Genomic DNA, 14,427 nt, shown 5'->3' with positions numbered 1-14,427 from the left:
AATTTTATGAAGGGTATTATCCTTGCCGGCGGGTCCGGAACGCGACTTCATCCGGCAACGCTTGCCGTCAACAAGCAGTTGATCCCGATCTACGACAAACCGATGATATACTACCCGCTGTCGGTGCTGATGCTGGCGAATATCCGCGATATCCTGATCATTTCCTCGCCGGAATATATTGAAAGCTACCGGCGCCTTTTCGAGGACGGCTCACGTTGGGGATTGAATATTTCCTATGCGGAGCAGCCAAGCCCCGATGGCCTGGCGCAAGCCTTCACGATCGGAGCAGATTTCATCGGCAGTGATCATGTCGCGCTGGTTCTTGGTGACAACATTTTCTTCGGCGCTGGCATCAGCGAGCTTTTGGCGAATGCGCGCGAGCGCAAGATCGGTGCAACCGTGTTTGCCTATGAGGTTACCGATCCGGAGCGTTACGGCGTTGTCGAACTCGACGCGACGGGAAAAGCGCTTTCGCTCGAGGAAAAGCCTGCAAAGCCGAAATCCAGCATGGCGGTGACCGGTCTCTATTTCTACGACAACAAGGTCGTAGACTATGCCCGCAACCTGAAGCCCTCAGCGCGCGGCGAATATGAGATCACCGATATCAATCGCCTCTATATGGAATCGGGAAGCCTCTTCGTCGAACGCATGTCGCGCGGCTATGCCTGGCTCGACACCGGAACACATGACAGCCTGCTCGAGGCAGCAGAATTTGTCCGCACGATCCAGCACCGCCAGGGCACCAGCGTGGCCTGTATCGAGGAAATCGCCTATCTCAACGACTGGATCTCCCGCGACAAGCTGATCGAGTATGGAAACCTGTATTCCAAGACCGCCTACGGCAAATACCTGCTGAGGCTGGCCGAGGAATGAGATAGCGTGTCATCCCTATTTCTGGCGGAACGCCGGCCCGTAATGAAGCTTTGTCGTGGAGGTAAACTAAGTGTCTTCAACATTTCGCACCGTAGCTGAGCTATGGCATCCTGCAATGTTCTGGATACCGGAGACAACGGTATTCTCGGCTTGGCCAGAGCATATCCCTTTTGCTTTCTGGCTAACGGCGGTTCACCGACCGAACAAATTTGTCGAATTGGGCACCCATGCAGGGGGCTCTTACTTTGCCTTCTGTCAAGCAATAGATCGACTTGGATTATCAACCGCCGCTTATGCTATAGATACATGGAACGGCGACGCGCATGCCGGATTCTACGACGAAACGATCTTCCAAAGTGTTAACGAAATCAGCAGCCGAAAGTATGCGTCTTTCTCAACACTAGTCAGATCAACGTTTGACGACGCCATTCAGTATTTTGAAGACGGTGGAATTGATCTTCTTCATATCGACGGCTTGCATACCTATGACGCCGTCCAACACGACTTCGAGACCTGGCTTCCACTTTTATCTGATCGCGCGATAGTGCTTTTCCACGATATCAACGTAAGGCGGGACCACTTCGGAGTATTTAGGTTCTTTGAAGAGATGGCGGAAAAACACCGGACGTTCAAGTTCAATCACGGTCACGGACTCGGTGTGCTGGCAGTGGGAGATAAGCATAACGAAAATATCGAGGCCTTTTTTGAGTTAGGAAAGAACGATGACGCGGCTCGCGATATAAGGCTAACCTTCGCTCGATTAGGATCCACCTGTTCTCAGGGGCTACACATAAAGCAGCTTGAGGAATTTCAATCACATACGCGCGCTGAGATTGTAAGCAAGGACGCAGTAAGAGGCGCACTAGACGCGCACGCAGCGGATTTGGAGGCTGAGGTCTTGTCACTGAAAGACAAGTTGAGGTCTCTTGAAATTTATAAGGTGCAACTAGTTTCTCTATTTAACGAGCGAAATTATGAGATCTCCTCATTAAGATCGCATGTAAATCAAAAGGAAATTTTGATAAAGCAGCAGCTTATTGAATTTGACGCTGCAAACAATAGCATCGCAGAGCTCGAAAATGAACTGAAAGCGAAGATTGAAATACTTAGTGATACAGAATTAAAACTCGAGATGAGGGAAAATGATCTGGTTAGACTCCGTGAAACCTCAGGCAAATTGTCTAAGGAGTTGGAGGTCTTGTCCCAGCAATCCATCTCCGATTTTAAAGTGAAACTCATCTCGAGGGTGATATCTCGTGTCCGTTATGGTAAGCAAAGTTCGATTTTCGACCGGAATTGGTATCTTTCTCATAATCAAGACGTTCGCGCGAGAAAAATGGATCCGTGGGCGCATTTTATGAAATATGGTTTAAAAGAAGGCCGACGCCCCCACCCGCTTTTCAGCGACGAGTGGTACAATGAAGCCTATCCCGACGTTGCAAACAGCGGTTTACTTCCCTTCGAACACTTTCACCGGTTTGGCGAGAGAGAAGGGCGTGCACCGTATTTCGATGGTGAGTGGTACGCTTTAGCATACCCAGATGTCGCTGATAGCGGTCTTGAACCTGCCGATCATTTCCAATACTACGGTCGTGAGGAGGGTCGAAAACCGTTTGAGAGGTTTGGTGCGTTATAAGATAGAATTTAAACTGTTAGCATGTCGTAATCATGACCAAACTCGATGATGGAAACATTAAGGCAGGCCTTTTTCTCAGAATTTGGTCCAGGATTCGTCATGGGAGAAAAAATCCGATTTTTGACGAAGACTGGTATCTCTCTACATACGAAGATGTTCGTGCCAAAAAAACTGATCCCTGGGACCATTTCATACGAGTTGGCCTCAAAGAGGGCAGGCGTCCGCATCCGCTGTTTAGTGATAGCTGGTATAAGGAATCCTATCCTGACATAGTCGCAACCGGTCTTTCGCCCTTTGAACATTACCACCGCATCGGTCAGTGGGATAAAAGGGCGCCGTATATTGACTGCGATTGGTATCTTGACGCATATCCGGACGTGAAGGATAGCGGACTTTCCCCTGCCGAGCACTATCATCTCTATGGTCGCGCTCAAGGTCGTAAGCCTTTTAACGAATATTTTCCAACATCTGATAGGCCGAGATTGGCTAGTCTCTTTTGCCAATTGGCCGCGCGGCCTCGGCTGCGTAGTAAATATAAAGTTGAATACGATACGAGAGCCTATGCAGCTCGAGATGGGAGATTTCATCAGGAATATGCCGGAATAGCTGAGGATCCAATCGGGGATGTCGATTTTAACGTCAAAACCATTGCATTCTATCTGCCGCAGATGCACCCGATTCCAGAAAATGACCGCTGGTGGGGAAAAGGCTTCACTGAATGGGTGAATGTCTCTAAGGCAATTCCGCGTTTCGCTAGCCACTACCAACCGAGACTTCCTGGAGAGCTAGGATTTTATGATCTTCGCTCTTTCGAAATTATGGAGCGACAATACGAGTTGGCTAAATTGTATGGGCTCCACGCTTTTTGCTTCTATTATTACTGGTTCAATGGAAAAAGGCTTTTGGAACGTCCTTTAGATATGTTCGCAAAGAACAAGTCTCTGGATATCGGATTCTGTATCTGCTGGGCGAACGAGAATTGGACACGTCGTTGGGACGGACTTGCGGCTGATATCCTAATTGAGCAGAATCACTCCATTGAGGATTGCAAGGCTGTCTTTAATGACTGGTTGCCGTATATTTCCGATAGACGGTATGTGCGAGTCGGCGGCAAGCCGGTTCTGCTGATCTATCGACCAGATCTCATTCCTGATTTTGAACGGATGAGCAATATATGGCGCGAGCAGGCTAATCAGTCGGGGTTTGCAGGCTTATACGTTCTTGGAGTTTCGATATTCGGTAATACCGCATCCCAAGTAGCTGGGCTTGATGGCACTTACGATTTCCCTCCACACGGAGTCCACTCACCGCAAGTTGACCCAGGCGATTGGCTAGATAAGAACGCGACCACCAAAGTCCACTCCTATAAGGCTGTAGTAGAACATATCGAGAGGCTGTATGCCGCTCCTATTAAAAACGAGCGGGTCGCTCATCCCGGCGCCCTCGTTGGTTGGGATACCGAACCGAGAAAACCGGGCCGTGGCGATGTATTCGTCGGGGCATCACCGGCTCTCTTTCGCCGTTGGCTCCGTGCTGCTTTTGAGCGGGCAGCACGGACAAAGAATGCGGATGCCCGCTTTGTTTTCATCAATGCCTGGAACGAATGGGCAGAAGGCGCTTACTTAGAACCGGACCGGCGTCATGGCTACGCATACTTGACCGCTCTGCGGAGTGTCGTACGAGAGTTCGGGATCAACGCTTCTAAAACGAGAGCTATGTGTGACGCTCACAATTCGAAAGCCCCCGCTGCCCGCGACAGAGCTATTATGCTGCACCTCTTCTACTACGATCTTGTTGATGAATTTTGCCTTCTCCTGAAGGAAGTTAAACAATATCAAGAGTTAGACCTGATCGTGAGCTTCCCTGATCTCTGGTCCGAGGCAGAGGTCACTTCTGCCTTGCGTAGGTTAAGCCCACGCAAGGCTTTCATCACAGAAAACTACGGGCGCGACGTGTTTCCTTTTTTGAGTGTTGGCCGACAAATTGAGAATGATGGTTACAAACATGCCTGCAAAATTCACTCCAAGAAATCCACTCACCGGATCGACGGCGCAGATTGGCGGAAAAGCCTTCTTGACGGGTTGCTGTCTAAGGCAGCCTTAAATCAATTGGATCAGTGCTTTTTTAACCGAAAGGGAATGGGTATTGCAGCATCTAAAGATGCATACTTAAGGCTAACGATTGATAAGTACGTAGACGGCAATATCCGCCATTTAGAGTGGCTGGCTAACAAATTCGACGTTTCTGGGGGTTACCGAAACGGTGAATTTATCGCCGGAACAATGTTCTGGTTCGATTTCGACACGTTCAAGCCTTTTTTCGGGGCTAACATAGGTGTAAATGACTTTGACGTTGATTTGGGTCAACTGGATGGATCTCTGGCGCATGCATTTGAGCGTTTTTTTGCGGTGTTTGTCCGCGCAAATGGTCAAGGCCTCTTTAGAATTGATCGAAACAATTCCAAGTTTGAGATTAACCGGGTCGAAATGGCGGAATAAATGAAATGCTAGTGCACGTGGTTAACGACAAATCACATAAATGATTCAGACTAAATTAAATATCATAGGTGCACTCATGCTCCGAGATATGAGAACTCGTTTTGGAAGTTCTCATTTAGGATATCTCATGGCTATTTTGTGGCCGTTTAGCCATTTGGTTATTATGGCTTCTTCTTTAGCCTACGGTCGCCGTTTCATAACAACTGGCGGAGACCCGGTAGTTTACGCCGTCACTGGGATACTGCCCTACATATTGTGCCTCTATCCCGCGCGGATGATGGGGCAAGCAATCGAGACCAATCGCTCCCTCCTCCTATTTCCAGTAGTACGTGCGATAGACATCATGATTTCGCGGGCCTTGATAGAGTTGTTCACCGCATCTATTGTGGTTGTACTATTGTTTTCCCTTGCGTTTATGTTGAGCATCGATTTAATGCCGACGAATAAATACGCCCTTGTCTCTGGCGTACTTGCCACCGTTCTTCTGGCGATATCGTTCGGTTTTTTTAACAATATAGCTTCATCGGTTTTCAAGATGTGGCATATAGTTTTCATTTTTTCCATCATAATCATGTATTTTTCGTCGGGTGTGATCATAAATATCTCTGTATTTCCGCATGAGATTCAAGAAATTATTTCATACAACCCTCTTTTTCAGAGCGTCGAGTGGCTACGCTCTGCTTATTATGAGGACTCGTACTCTGAATTTTTGTCGAAGGCGTACCTTGTAAAGCTATCGATGGTCCTTTTGTTCTTTGGACTAATGGGAGAGCGCTTTCTTCGAGGAAAGCTGCTGTCCTCATGATAGAGCTTTCCGAAGTTTTTAAGTACTTCAGAACAAAAGCTGGAACGAAAATAATTCTCGATCACGTCACGATGAATTTCCGGGCCGGCACATCCTATGGAATTTTAGGAATAAATGGAGCTGGCAAGTCGACTACCATGCGCATGCTCGCTGGGACCGAACTTCCCAATGCGGGCAAGATCACGCGCTCTGGCCGGGTTTCATGGCCTTTAGGATTTGCGGGTGGACTTCATCCCCTGATGACGGGGCGAGAGAACGTGCAGTTCGTAGCTCGCATTTATGGTCAAAACCCTCGAAAAACTGTGTCCTTCGTTGAGGATTTTGCTGAGATAGGCGCCTATATGGATGAGCCTTATAAAAACTACTCCTCGGGTATGGCGCAAAGAATCGCCTTCGGTCTTTCCATGGCCATCGACTTCGAATGTTATTTGATCGACGAGGTTACTGCTGTTGGTGACGCTCGATTCCAAGCGCGTTGTAATGAGGAGTTTGCAAAACGGCGCGCTCGTTCAGATATAATCATGATTTCACATTCCATGGACACAATACGGAACTATTGTAGCAGAGTGGTTGTTCTGGCTCACGGCATTCTCTACGAGTTTTCGAACGTGGATGACGCAATCGAGCTCTACAATAAACTAAATGAATAACGCGAACAAACAAGAAGACTTTTAGAGCATGGACAGTGTAACGCCATCTAAAGGCGCACCTCTCAAAAAAGTTGATGAATTGTCACGCTCGAAAGCTATTTCGATTGAGTTGCGGCGCGTGGCGCGGACTGCTCGCATACCCCGTCCTGTTCGGACTGGTGGAGGTGGATTTCGCGCACGGCGTACGGATCGAATTTATCGACGTTTTTTTGTGGGTAGCTTCATCGGTATTTTCGTCCTCCCTGTTTTGATCGGCGCTTTGTATCTCGTATTTGTGGCAACGGATCAGTATGTTTCGGAAGCCCGCTTTTCCCCTAACTCTGGCCAACAGAACGGTATGGAAGCACTCGCGGGGATTGCTTCAATGTTCAATGCGAGCCAATCGAGCGATGGGCAAATCATTGCGCAATACGTCAAAAGTAGGAGTATAGTGGAGGAGCTCGGGAAGATCTTTGACTTACGACGTGTATTCGCTCCAGGGACTTCAGATTTTATTGCTGAGGCGTCCAGCGACATGACGATCGAAGAGTTCGTCGACTACTGGAGCGATCACGTAAAGCTAAACGTTGACAGGAGCAGCGGCCTTGTGACACTGCAAGTCCGCACGTTTTCTCCTAGTGACAGTTTGGCACTTGCTAAGGCGATCGTGCAGATCTCCGAAGGAATGGTGAACAAGCTTACTCGCCGCAATGAAGAAAACGCCTTACAGGAAACATTACAGGAATTGAGTTTATCGAAGAAACGACTGGAGAGTGCCGTGACCGCTATGCGAGATGCCCGTATCGCGGCAGGGATATTGGATGTTGAACTTACCGCCGGTAGCTATTCTGAATTGCTAACCCAGCTAAACATAGAACTCTCTAAAACCGAAACGCAGATTGATACCTTTAAAAACAATGATTCATTGGGCACTCCCAAAATAGTTTCCCTTAGAGCACGCGCTGACGCTTTACGTGGTCAGATTAAAAATTATGAGAACCGAGTTGCAGGGCGTCCGACTAGAGATCAAGAGGGGGGGACTTTAGCTGACCAGGCGAGCGTGTTGGCCGATAAACAAGTTGAACTTAACATTGCAAGAAACGAGTATGCACTTGCGGTTTCCTCTTATGAGGCTGCACGGCTGACTGCCGAAAGACAACGGTCCTATCTAATGGTCTATGTACAACCTAGCTTGCCGGAGGAATCGATATACCCAAGACGTGGCCTGGCATGGTCGGCCTTGATTTTGTTATCATTTCTAGGTTGGACGCTCGTTGCCGGTACTGCAGTTCTCGTGCGCGACAATACGGCGGCGTGAGGGAAATATGCATTTTTTTGTAGACCAAGACAGCGGCGCGTCGATATCGGGCTGGGTGGTTCCTGACAATCCCAGTGATATCCCTGAATTTGTCGTCCGAGTTCCTGGGATGCAAGATATTAATTTAACTGCAAATGTTCTAAGGACGGACCTTCGTGACCTTGGATTACATGCAACTGGCATGGCCGGTTTTCATATCGATGAACAGCATGTTCGCGATCTATCGACGATAGTCGATATCACGATCTTCGAAGCGCGCAGTGGCGTGCCCATTTATCGGCGGTTCGACGCGGGTCGACATTTGGAAAAAAAGCTCTTTATCATGGATGTTTGCATCTTACCACAGATTCGCATCCTTCGCCGCCTCATGCCATTTTTCGCTCTTTCCTATCCAGTCATTGATCGCCTTCCGATTGAGACAATTGGTTCACTCATTGCGAACAAAGCGGCTTCCTCGATTTTCGTTAGTGGCCAACCTAACTGGATGAGGCATGGAAGTGTGGTGCTTGAAAAGGAATATGTAACAGCTGCATTATTGCGCGATCCGTTCGAAGATCTCGCGGAAAAACTTCTTTTCATAGCGCATCTTGCCAGACGACCGGAGCGGAAAACACTGAATCTTTCACTAGACAAGTACGAGACGGTGATCGACCCCGTCGCAGAAATGGACTTTGCCGATCGGAAGTCGGTACTCACAGGGTTCCGAAAAATGTCCCCTGAGTGTCGGCGGCTGTTCCGGTCTCCGATGACTTCAGTTTTCGGCGGCTCGGCGGAGTCTGAACTGCAGCGGCGTAACGTAAGTGTGGCGCTTGACAATCTTGCACAATTCAACGTTGTTGGCGTTCGGCCGTTATACGCTGATTTCGCCTCGATGCTCGATGCCCAAATAGAAGCGAATATATTGCGTGACAGCAATTTAGAGACATTGCCTGGCACGGCCGAGCTAACCATTGTTTTAAAAGAACTGGGTCTTGTTGCGGATCTGCTCGATGAAGATATAGCGCTTTTCTCTTTCTCATATGAGGCGGTGGAAGCCGGCTTGAGTAAAACTTCCGAACGGGAGGGCATCAGTCGTCCCGGACGCGCGGCGGACAATGGATAGATGGACACGCAGCAGGAAGACCACCGAACGCGCCTTACAAATACCACAGCTGAACGTAACGAGCGCGGCGCCTCCCCCGCGTCAGACGTGGGATTGCGTCCGATCGACAAGGGAAACAAGTCATCGTTGAGAACTTTCACGCGCCGATTGGCCGGCCTTCGCTTCAAAAAATCCAGTGGAGAATACACCTTGGGAGGTATGCCTCCCCGTAAGAATGAGTCAGGAAATGATGCCGGCGGTGGAAAATTGCTACTGCGAAGCTTTCTTCTTGTGGTCGCTTTACCACCGTTAGTCGCGTTGTTTTATTACTCTCTTGTCGCATCTGATGTTTACGTGGCTGAAACAAAACTGACTGTCCGCGCCGCCTTGGACAGCACAGCGAAGTCTTCCAGTCTTTCAGGCGGAGCAAGTTCTATCATAGGTAAGCTCGGTTTGGGATCGAGTGGCTCTCCCACGCAGGATTCACGCATTATTCTAGATTATTTGAAAAGCCGTGCGGCCATCGAGGACGTTGGCGGGAGAACAGCATTGGCCAGATATTACGAACAACCCTCTATCGATTGGATATCTCGCCTGGATTCAAAAGGCTATGCCGAGGAACTCACAGACTATTGGCAGAGCAAGGTCACTGCTTCTGTGGACAACGCTTCCAATATTCTTACTCTCCGTGTCAAGGGCTACACGCCAGACGACGCGCAGTCTTTGGCGCAAAAACTGGTCTCATCAAGCGAAGCGTTGATTAATGACATTTCCCGCCGTAGTCGCGGAGATGCTCTGCGTCGTGCTGAAGAAGAGGTGGAACGAAGCATGGCCGAATTAGCGGATACTCGGCTGAAACTCCTTACCCTGCAGCAAACCACCAGAGCTATTGACCCCGTGCAGAGCGCAAAGCAGATTGCGACAATACTCTCGACATTGACGCTTCAAAAGGTGCAATTGGAGAGTCAGTTAGCAGTATCGGACTCGACTGGCACCAAAGGTCGTCCGGGGGAAAGCTATATGCAATCCAGGCTGGATGTAATAGACAAACAAATACGAGAGTTGGAGGACATGTTAACTGGTGATAAAAGTTCTTCGATTTCGATGCAACTAAAAGACTTTGAGATATTGAAGCTTCGACAAGAATTTGCTGAGCAAGTTTACACGTTAGCGAGAGCTAGTTTCGAAGAGTCTAGGCGAAACCTCGACAAGCAGCAAATATATTTAGTAGTGGTTGTTCCACCATTTAAGCCTGAGCATGCACTTTACCCGCGTGTATTCGTCGACACGTTACTGGTTTTCTTGGGATGCCTCATTGTTTGGTCAATTTGTGCACTAATGGTAGCAAGTGTTAGGGATAGCACCGAATTGTAGCGTCGTCAGTTCCCTTCCGTTTTGGAACGGGGCTCGATTGTAGAAGTAAAAAGGCAAGGTAGACCAAAGATCGAAGTGTTCCGCCAGGGCAAAGGCCCACTGACCCGTATCCCAATTAACGGAGACCTGGCGACATCCTTCCGATACGGTTTGAGCAGATGGTCCTCTTGATCTTTTTAAAGCCCGCTTGATTGATGGATTGGCGAAAAATTTGCGGGACCATGATGACAATCGAACTTTTGCAATGTGCCCGTAGCTTATTCTATGTGTGCAAGAAATGCGCCAGCACATTGGTGTCAGTAAAATCCAAATGCTTGTTGGCGGCGATGAAGTCCTTTATCGAAAACAACGTCGTCGTTTCTCGCAACTCTCGAAATCCAAAGGATAGATAATGAGAGAGAGGCTCGACTCCGGCAAGCGCGACATCGGCGTTCGCTGAGACATAGAAGTTGACGTCAAAAAAAGGGTTAGGGTTGCGCGCCTCCCTCCACCCATTCTGAATATAGTGGGCAAGGGGATTGTGGCCGCTTTCTAGGACGTCTCTATTGTTTTTTAGGTAGTAGCGCGTGTCAAAAAGCGCATTTGGCCACCTCCCTTCGCCAAACCCATATCGAACATAGTGCGAAACGGGATCGATTCCATTTCCCGCAACATCTCGGTAATTTGCATTATACCAAGCAGCATCAAATAAATTTGAACCTCGAAGTATATTTTCGGACGTTTCGTCTGACCAAAAAACGCGCGCGCGCCCGTGAAAAAATCCGCGTAAGGAACCGACCAGGCCATTCTCTCTGCGCTTACCAGACAAAGCAGCTGATATTCTCGATTTTCTCGCAGCAATATCGACCAATTCATTAACACCGGGTTCATCGAGTGGTGTTGTGCAATTAACTAAGCTTTGCCGAGAACTAAGTTTGGTCTCGAGCTCGGCTTTTTCTCTTCTAACTTGCTGCAACGCTCGTTTCGACGCATTTGCATGTTTGCACAGGTCCTCGATGAGTTCGGCGCTGCTTTTCGACGCTTGTAAAACCATGTCATTCAGTACCATAAATCGCTCAGTCTATATTTCTGTTTCGCACTGGCTTAACTAGCTTTTGTTTTATCAATATGAAGAGATTGCCGAGGCCACTTTTTCGATTTCGTGCGCGGTTAGGTATTCGCCAATCGGAAGACTAACTGACTTCGCTGCAAGGCCTTCTGAAACAGGAAGATTTATCTTACCAAATTCAGCACTATAGCATTGCTGCTGCGAAGGAATAATCGGGTAGTGCAGCGCTGTCCCCACCCCATTCTCGTGCATGTAATCCGAAAAGTTCTTGCGATCATCAACGAGAACAACAAAATTATGCCACACACAATCGACGTCTTTCTTCAAAAGACGACTTATCCGCTCAGAATCTCCGCCGTTCAGCGCGTTCGTATAAGTTGAAGCAATCGTTTTTCTACGAGCTATAATGTCATTAAGCGACGCCAGTTTTAGAGATAAAAAGGCGGCCTGGATAGGATCCATCCTGGAATTTGTGCCCGCTTCAAGGTGCACGTATTTCTCGATAGAGCCATAGTTCGCAAGCAAACGCGCCTTTTGCGCCAAGTTAGGATCGCTGGTGACCAAAGCGCCCGCATCTCCAAGAGCACCAAGATTTTTGCTTGGATAGAAACTAAAGCAACCAAAGTGGCCGTAAGAACCCGCCCGCTTTCCGTTGTGTAAAGCTCCATGGGCTTGAGCTGCATCCTCTATAACGAATAGAGAATATTCTTCGGCAATTTCAAGGATGCTCCCCATATCTGCTATAGCCCCATACAGATGTACTGGGATGATTGCCCTAGTTCTCGAGGTCAACGCAGCTTTGATCAGTTGAGTGTCCAAATTGGCCGTGAGCCGATCAACGTCTACAGGGACAATTTTAGCTCCAACGGCAGTTACCGCCAGCCAGGTAGCGATGAATGTCTGCCCTGGTACTATAACTTCGTCACCCTTCCCAACACCCAACGCCCTTAATGCTATAACAAGCGCCTCCAAACCATTTCCGACCGACACGCAATGGTCGACCCCACAATAGGCTGCGAAACTTTTCTCGAAGTATGCGACGCTTTCGCCGCCTATATAGATCCCTGAGCGGAATGATTGCTCCGCGATTGGTGCAAAGTTCGCCAAATACGGCTCATTCAGACGGCCTAACTCTAAGAATTTCACGTCAGTCATTTAAGGTCCCCTACGTATTTCGTAAATTCAGCATACTCTCTGATGTAGTCATCTTCGCTATAAAGCTCACTAGCTAACACAGCGCAGACGGCGCCTGAAGTAAACTGGTCTACAACTCGCCAAATATTAGGTAAAACCATAAATGGTCTATTTGGCTGATCAATTCTCACCGTGCGCTTTTCATAGCCGTCATCAAGGTGAATATCGTACGCCCCGCTAAATGCAAAAAATAATTGTCGAAGTTCCCGGTGTGCATGCCCAGCTCTTTGGCCCCCGAAAGGAACGTCGAATAGAAAATACAAGCGCGCAAAATCGAAATCGACTATGCTTCTGTCATTCTGGATAAAAGAAAGCTTACCTCGATGGTCTGGGAAAACCGGTAGCTCAATGAACTTACAATCATTTACGCTGTTATGCATTTAACACCTTCTCGACGGCCGACAACTTTTCAAATATCTCTCGCACTCCACTCTGTTTGAGAAAGGAGGCAGATCTTTGACCCGTATTTACGATGTAACAGGGAATCTGCGCCGCCAGAGACGCTGAAAAATCCGATTCCGTATCTCCAATATAGCAATTGATGCCCAAATCAGAGAATTCTTTCGCTTTGGCCTGAACAGCATCCTGCGGCGACACCACCTTCACATTTGCAAAAAGCTCCGACACACCCAGACGGCCAAGCTGACGGTACAATCCTTCGGGATGTTTTCGGGCCGAGATGAGATAAAGCTGGTGGCGAGCCCGAAGAGCTTGGAGGGTCCTTAAAACACCTGGGAAAAGCTTGTCATAACCCTGGTAGTGTTCGGCCTCTATATTAGAATCCCAGAAGGTTTTGAGCTGAAGCTTAGTACCCTCATCCAACTTGTACGGCGCTAGTGCGCGATCGTTGTTATGCCCATTGCGTTTCCGGCGCCAGACCAGTGGCCAATTTACTTTCGCGTGCATATGGGGCAGGCCATCCCTTAGGCAAGCGATTTGCTTATCCCTGCAAGTGACAAGCGTTCCGTCGAAGTCAATGCCGATTTTCATCAACCACCTACAAATACTTGCTCTTGGTAGTATCGAATGACAAAGCATTCTGGCATGTTAACCGACTTACTTAGTAGCTTCAAAAAGCGAGTGTCATCTTTATTTCCGGCTGCGCGCAAAAAGTATTCCTCGTAAAGGTTTATTCCTGCAGCAGTTGTCATGGCAGTCGCTCCGCCGGTGCGCGGATTTATGTCTGTTACCGACCATTCTCCTGATTGCTTCATGGCCTGAAAACAAAACAATCCATCAAGTTCGAATGCGTCGGCAATCTTGTTAGCTATTTCAGCCAATTCCTGTGAAAACCAGACGCGGCACTTCGTAGAAACCCCAGCTTTGACCTCTAACCGCTCTCGTGCTATCGCGATAAGCCCGATCGATGTCTTTAACACGTCAACCGTAACTTCCGGGCCTTCGCAAAGATCCTGAAACACCAGATCTGCCTCTGCATCATTTTCAGTAAGATCCGAAGGGTTACCAAGCAACCTTGCGCCCCGACTGCCAACTCCCCGCCTAGGTTTAACGAAGATGGGATATACTGGATCAGCGCGGAATGACTTCCAGTCAGCCGTATTCGGCGACCTAATGCCATTTTTTGCACAGATCTTACCCAGACTCAACTTATCAGTGCATAAATCGAGCTTCTCGATAGCAAACTCGGGGCAGGCAACTCCGAGCGCGCCCCTTCTTTGCGCGGCCGCAACGACGCGAATTTCCTCATCGTGAACTGGGTAGACGAAGTCAATTTGATTGGCTTCGATAACTCTCATCATTGCGCCAAGGTAGCGCTCCTTGTCCGTAGCGAACGGCACAACTGTGTGCGCGCTTACCGGAAAAGCCGCCAAGGGTAACAGATATGTTGGATTTATGTCAGTCGTGAAAATTTCGAATTCGTGCCTGTGTGAAAGTGCCTTTATTAGTCCGATGGCCGTCGATGTACCCGCTGACGTCACTAGTATCCGAAAAACAGTCATATCCTTCATG

13 protein-coding genes are annotated in these 14,427 nt (G+C 48.5%); 8 read left to right on the top strand and 5 right to left on the bottom strand.

The annotated features are described in order from the left end of the window. Positions 1 to 6: 6 nt before the first annotated feature. The 8 genes from rfbA to ACP7BS_RS28195 all read left to right on the top strand — a co-directional run bounded on the left by rfbA (position 7) and on the right by ACP7BS_RS28195 (position 10,214). Positions 7 to 873, top strand: coding sequence for a glucose-1-phosphate thymidylyltransferase RfbA (gene rfbA, locus ACP7BS_RS28230; RefSeq protein ID WP_426240748.1), 867 nt, complete (start codon positions 7 to 9; stop codon positions 871 to 873). Between the two features lie 70 nt (positions 874 to 943). Beyond that, on the top strand, positions 944 to 2,509 hold the full coding sequence (locus ACP7BS_RS28225; protein ID WP_426240746.1) for a class I SAM-dependent methyltransferase: 1,566 nt from the start codon (positions 944 to 946) through the stop codon (positions 2,507 to 2,509). A gap of 32 nt (positions 2,510 to 2,541) precedes the next feature. Continuing rightward, positions 2,542 to 5,007 carry a glycoside hydrolase family 99-like domain-containing protein gene (locus ACP7BS_RS28220; protein ID WP_426240745.1) on the top strand — a complete coding sequence of 822 codons (2,466 nt, stop codon included), beginning with the start codon at positions 2,542 to 2,544 and terminating at the stop codon, positions 5,005 to 5,007. A gap of 40 nt (positions 5,008 to 5,047) precedes the next feature. Further along, positions 5,048 to 5,812, top strand: a complete 765-nt coding sequence (locus ACP7BS_RS28215) for an ABC transporter permease (RefSeq protein ID WP_426240744.1) — start codon at positions 5,048 to 5,050, stop codon at positions 5,810 to 5,812. Then, positions 5,809 to 6,462, top strand: a complete 654-nt coding sequence (locus ACP7BS_RS28210) for an ABC transporter ATP-binding protein (protein ID WP_426240743.1) — start codon at positions 5,809 to 5,811, stop codon at positions 6,460 to 6,462. The genes ACP7BS_RS28215 and ACP7BS_RS28210 overlap by 4 nt, the downstream gene beginning before the upstream one ends. Positions 6,463 to 6,490: 28 nt before the next feature. Further along, positions 6,491 to 7,759: a hypothetical protein gene (locus ACP7BS_RS28205; RefSeq protein WP_426240742.1), complete on the top strand. Its 1,269-nt coding sequence runs from the start codon at positions 6,491 to 6,493 to the stop codon at positions 7,757 to 7,759. A 7-nt stretch (positions 7,760 to 7,766) separates the two neighbouring features. Further along, a complete protein-coding gene (locus tag ACP7BS_RS28200; RefSeq protein ID WP_426240741.1) occupies positions 7,767 to 8,861 on the top strand; it encodes a hypothetical protein in 1,095 nt (364 codons plus the stop codon). Continuing rightward, positions 8,862 to 10,214: a hypothetical protein gene (locus tag ACP7BS_RS28195; protein ID WP_426240740.1), complete on the top strand. Its 1,353-nt coding sequence runs from the start codon at positions 8,862 to 8,864 to the stop codon at positions 10,212 to 10,214. Positions 10,215 to 10,476: 262 nt separating this feature from the next. Here ACP7BS_RS28195 and ACP7BS_RS28190 read toward each other — a convergent pair whose 3' ends face one another. The 5 genes from ACP7BS_RS28190 to ACP7BS_RS28170 are packed head-to-tail and all read right to left on the bottom strand — an operon-like array spanning position 10,477 to position 14,426. Continuing rightward, positions 10,477 to 11,262, bottom strand: coding sequence for a hypothetical protein (locus ACP7BS_RS28190; protein WP_426240739.1), 786 nt, complete (start codon positions 11,260 to 11,262; stop codon positions 10,477 to 10,479). A gap of 54 nt (positions 11,263 to 11,316) precedes the next feature. After that, positions 11,317 to 12,417 carry a DegT/DnrJ/EryC1/StrS family aminotransferase gene (locus ACP7BS_RS28185; RefSeq protein ID WP_426240738.1) on the bottom strand — a complete coding sequence of 367 codons (1,101 nt, stop codon included), beginning with the start codon at positions 12,415 to 12,417 and terminating at the stop codon, positions 11,317 to 11,319. Continuing rightward, positions 12,414 to 12,836, bottom strand: a complete 423-nt coding sequence (locus ACP7BS_RS28180) for a sugar 3,4-ketoisomerase (RefSeq protein ID WP_426240737.1) — start codon at positions 12,834 to 12,836, stop codon at positions 12,414 to 12,416. Before ACP7BS_RS28180 ends, ACP7BS_RS28185 begins: the two co-directional genes overlap by 4 nt. Next, a complete protein-coding gene (locus tag ACP7BS_RS28175; RefSeq protein WP_426240736.1) occupies positions 12,829 to 13,446 on the bottom strand; it encodes an HAD family hydrolase in 618 nt (205 codons plus the stop codon). Before ACP7BS_RS28175 ends, ACP7BS_RS28180 begins: the two co-directional genes overlap by 8 nt. After that, positions 13,446 to 14,426, bottom strand: coding sequence for an ATP-grasp domain-containing protein (locus ACP7BS_RS28170; RefSeq protein ID WP_426240735.1), 981 nt, complete (start codon positions 14,424 to 14,426; stop codon positions 13,446 to 13,448). The genes ACP7BS_RS28175 and ACP7BS_RS28170 overlap by 1 nt, the downstream gene beginning before the upstream one ends. Position 14,427: the final 1 nt, after the last annotated feature.

It is taken from the genome of Pararhizobium sp. DWP1-1-3, assembly GCF_049896125.1.
Classification (GTDB): domain Bacteria; phylum Pseudomonadota; class Alphaproteobacteria; order Rhizobiales; family Rhizobiaceae; genus Pararhizobium.
The sequence above is the reverse complement of the archived record's forward strand: the minus strand, read 5'-3'. Positions and strand labels throughout refer to the sequence as shown.

Coding starts and splice junctions, on each gene's coding strand:
- rfbA (WP_426240748.1), top strand. CDS start 7: ATGAAGGGTATTATCCTTGCCGGCGGGTCCGGAACGCGACTTCATCCG.
- ACP7BS_RS28220 (WP_426240745.1), top strand. CDS start 2,542: ATGACCAAACTCGATGATGGAAACATTAAGGCAGGCCTTTTTCTCAGA.
- ACP7BS_RS28215 (WP_426240744.1), top strand. CDS start 5,048: ATGATTCAGACTAAATTAAATATCATAGGTGCACTCATGCTCCGAGAT.
- ACP7BS_RS28210 (WP_426240743.1), top strand. CDS start 5,809: ATGATAGAGCTTTCCGAAGTTTTTAAGTACTTCAGAACAAAAGCTGGA.
- ACP7BS_RS28205 (WP_426240742.1), top strand. CDS start 6,491: ATGGACAGTGTAACGCCATCTAAAGGCGCACCTCTCAAAAAAGTTGAT.
- ACP7BS_RS28200 (WP_426240741.1), top strand. CDS start 7,767: ATGCATTTTTTTGTAGACCAAGACAGCGGCGCGTCGATATCGGGCTGG.
- ACP7BS_RS28195 (WP_426240740.1), top strand. CDS start 8,862: ATGGACACGCAGCAGGAAGACCACCGAACGCGCCTTACAAATACCACA.
- ACP7BS_RS28190 (WP_426240739.1), bottom strand. CDS start 11,262: ATGGTACTGAATGACATGGTTTTACAAGCGTCGAAAAGCAGCGCCGAA.
- ACP7BS_RS28185 (WP_426240738.1), bottom strand. CDS start 12,417: ATGACTGACGTGAAATTCTTAGAGTTAGGCCGTCTGAATGAGCCGTAT.
- ACP7BS_RS28180 (WP_426240737.1), bottom strand. CDS start 12,836: ATGCATAACAGCGTAAATGATTGTAAGTTCATTGAGCTACCGGTTTTC.
- ACP7BS_RS28175 (WP_426240736.1), bottom strand. CDS start 13,446: ATGAAAATCGGCATTGACTTCGACGGAACGCTTGTCACTTGCAGGGAT.
- ACP7BS_RS28170 (WP_426240735.1), bottom strand. CDS start 14,426: ATGAAGGATATGACTGTTTTTCGGATACTAGTGACGTCAGCGGGTACA.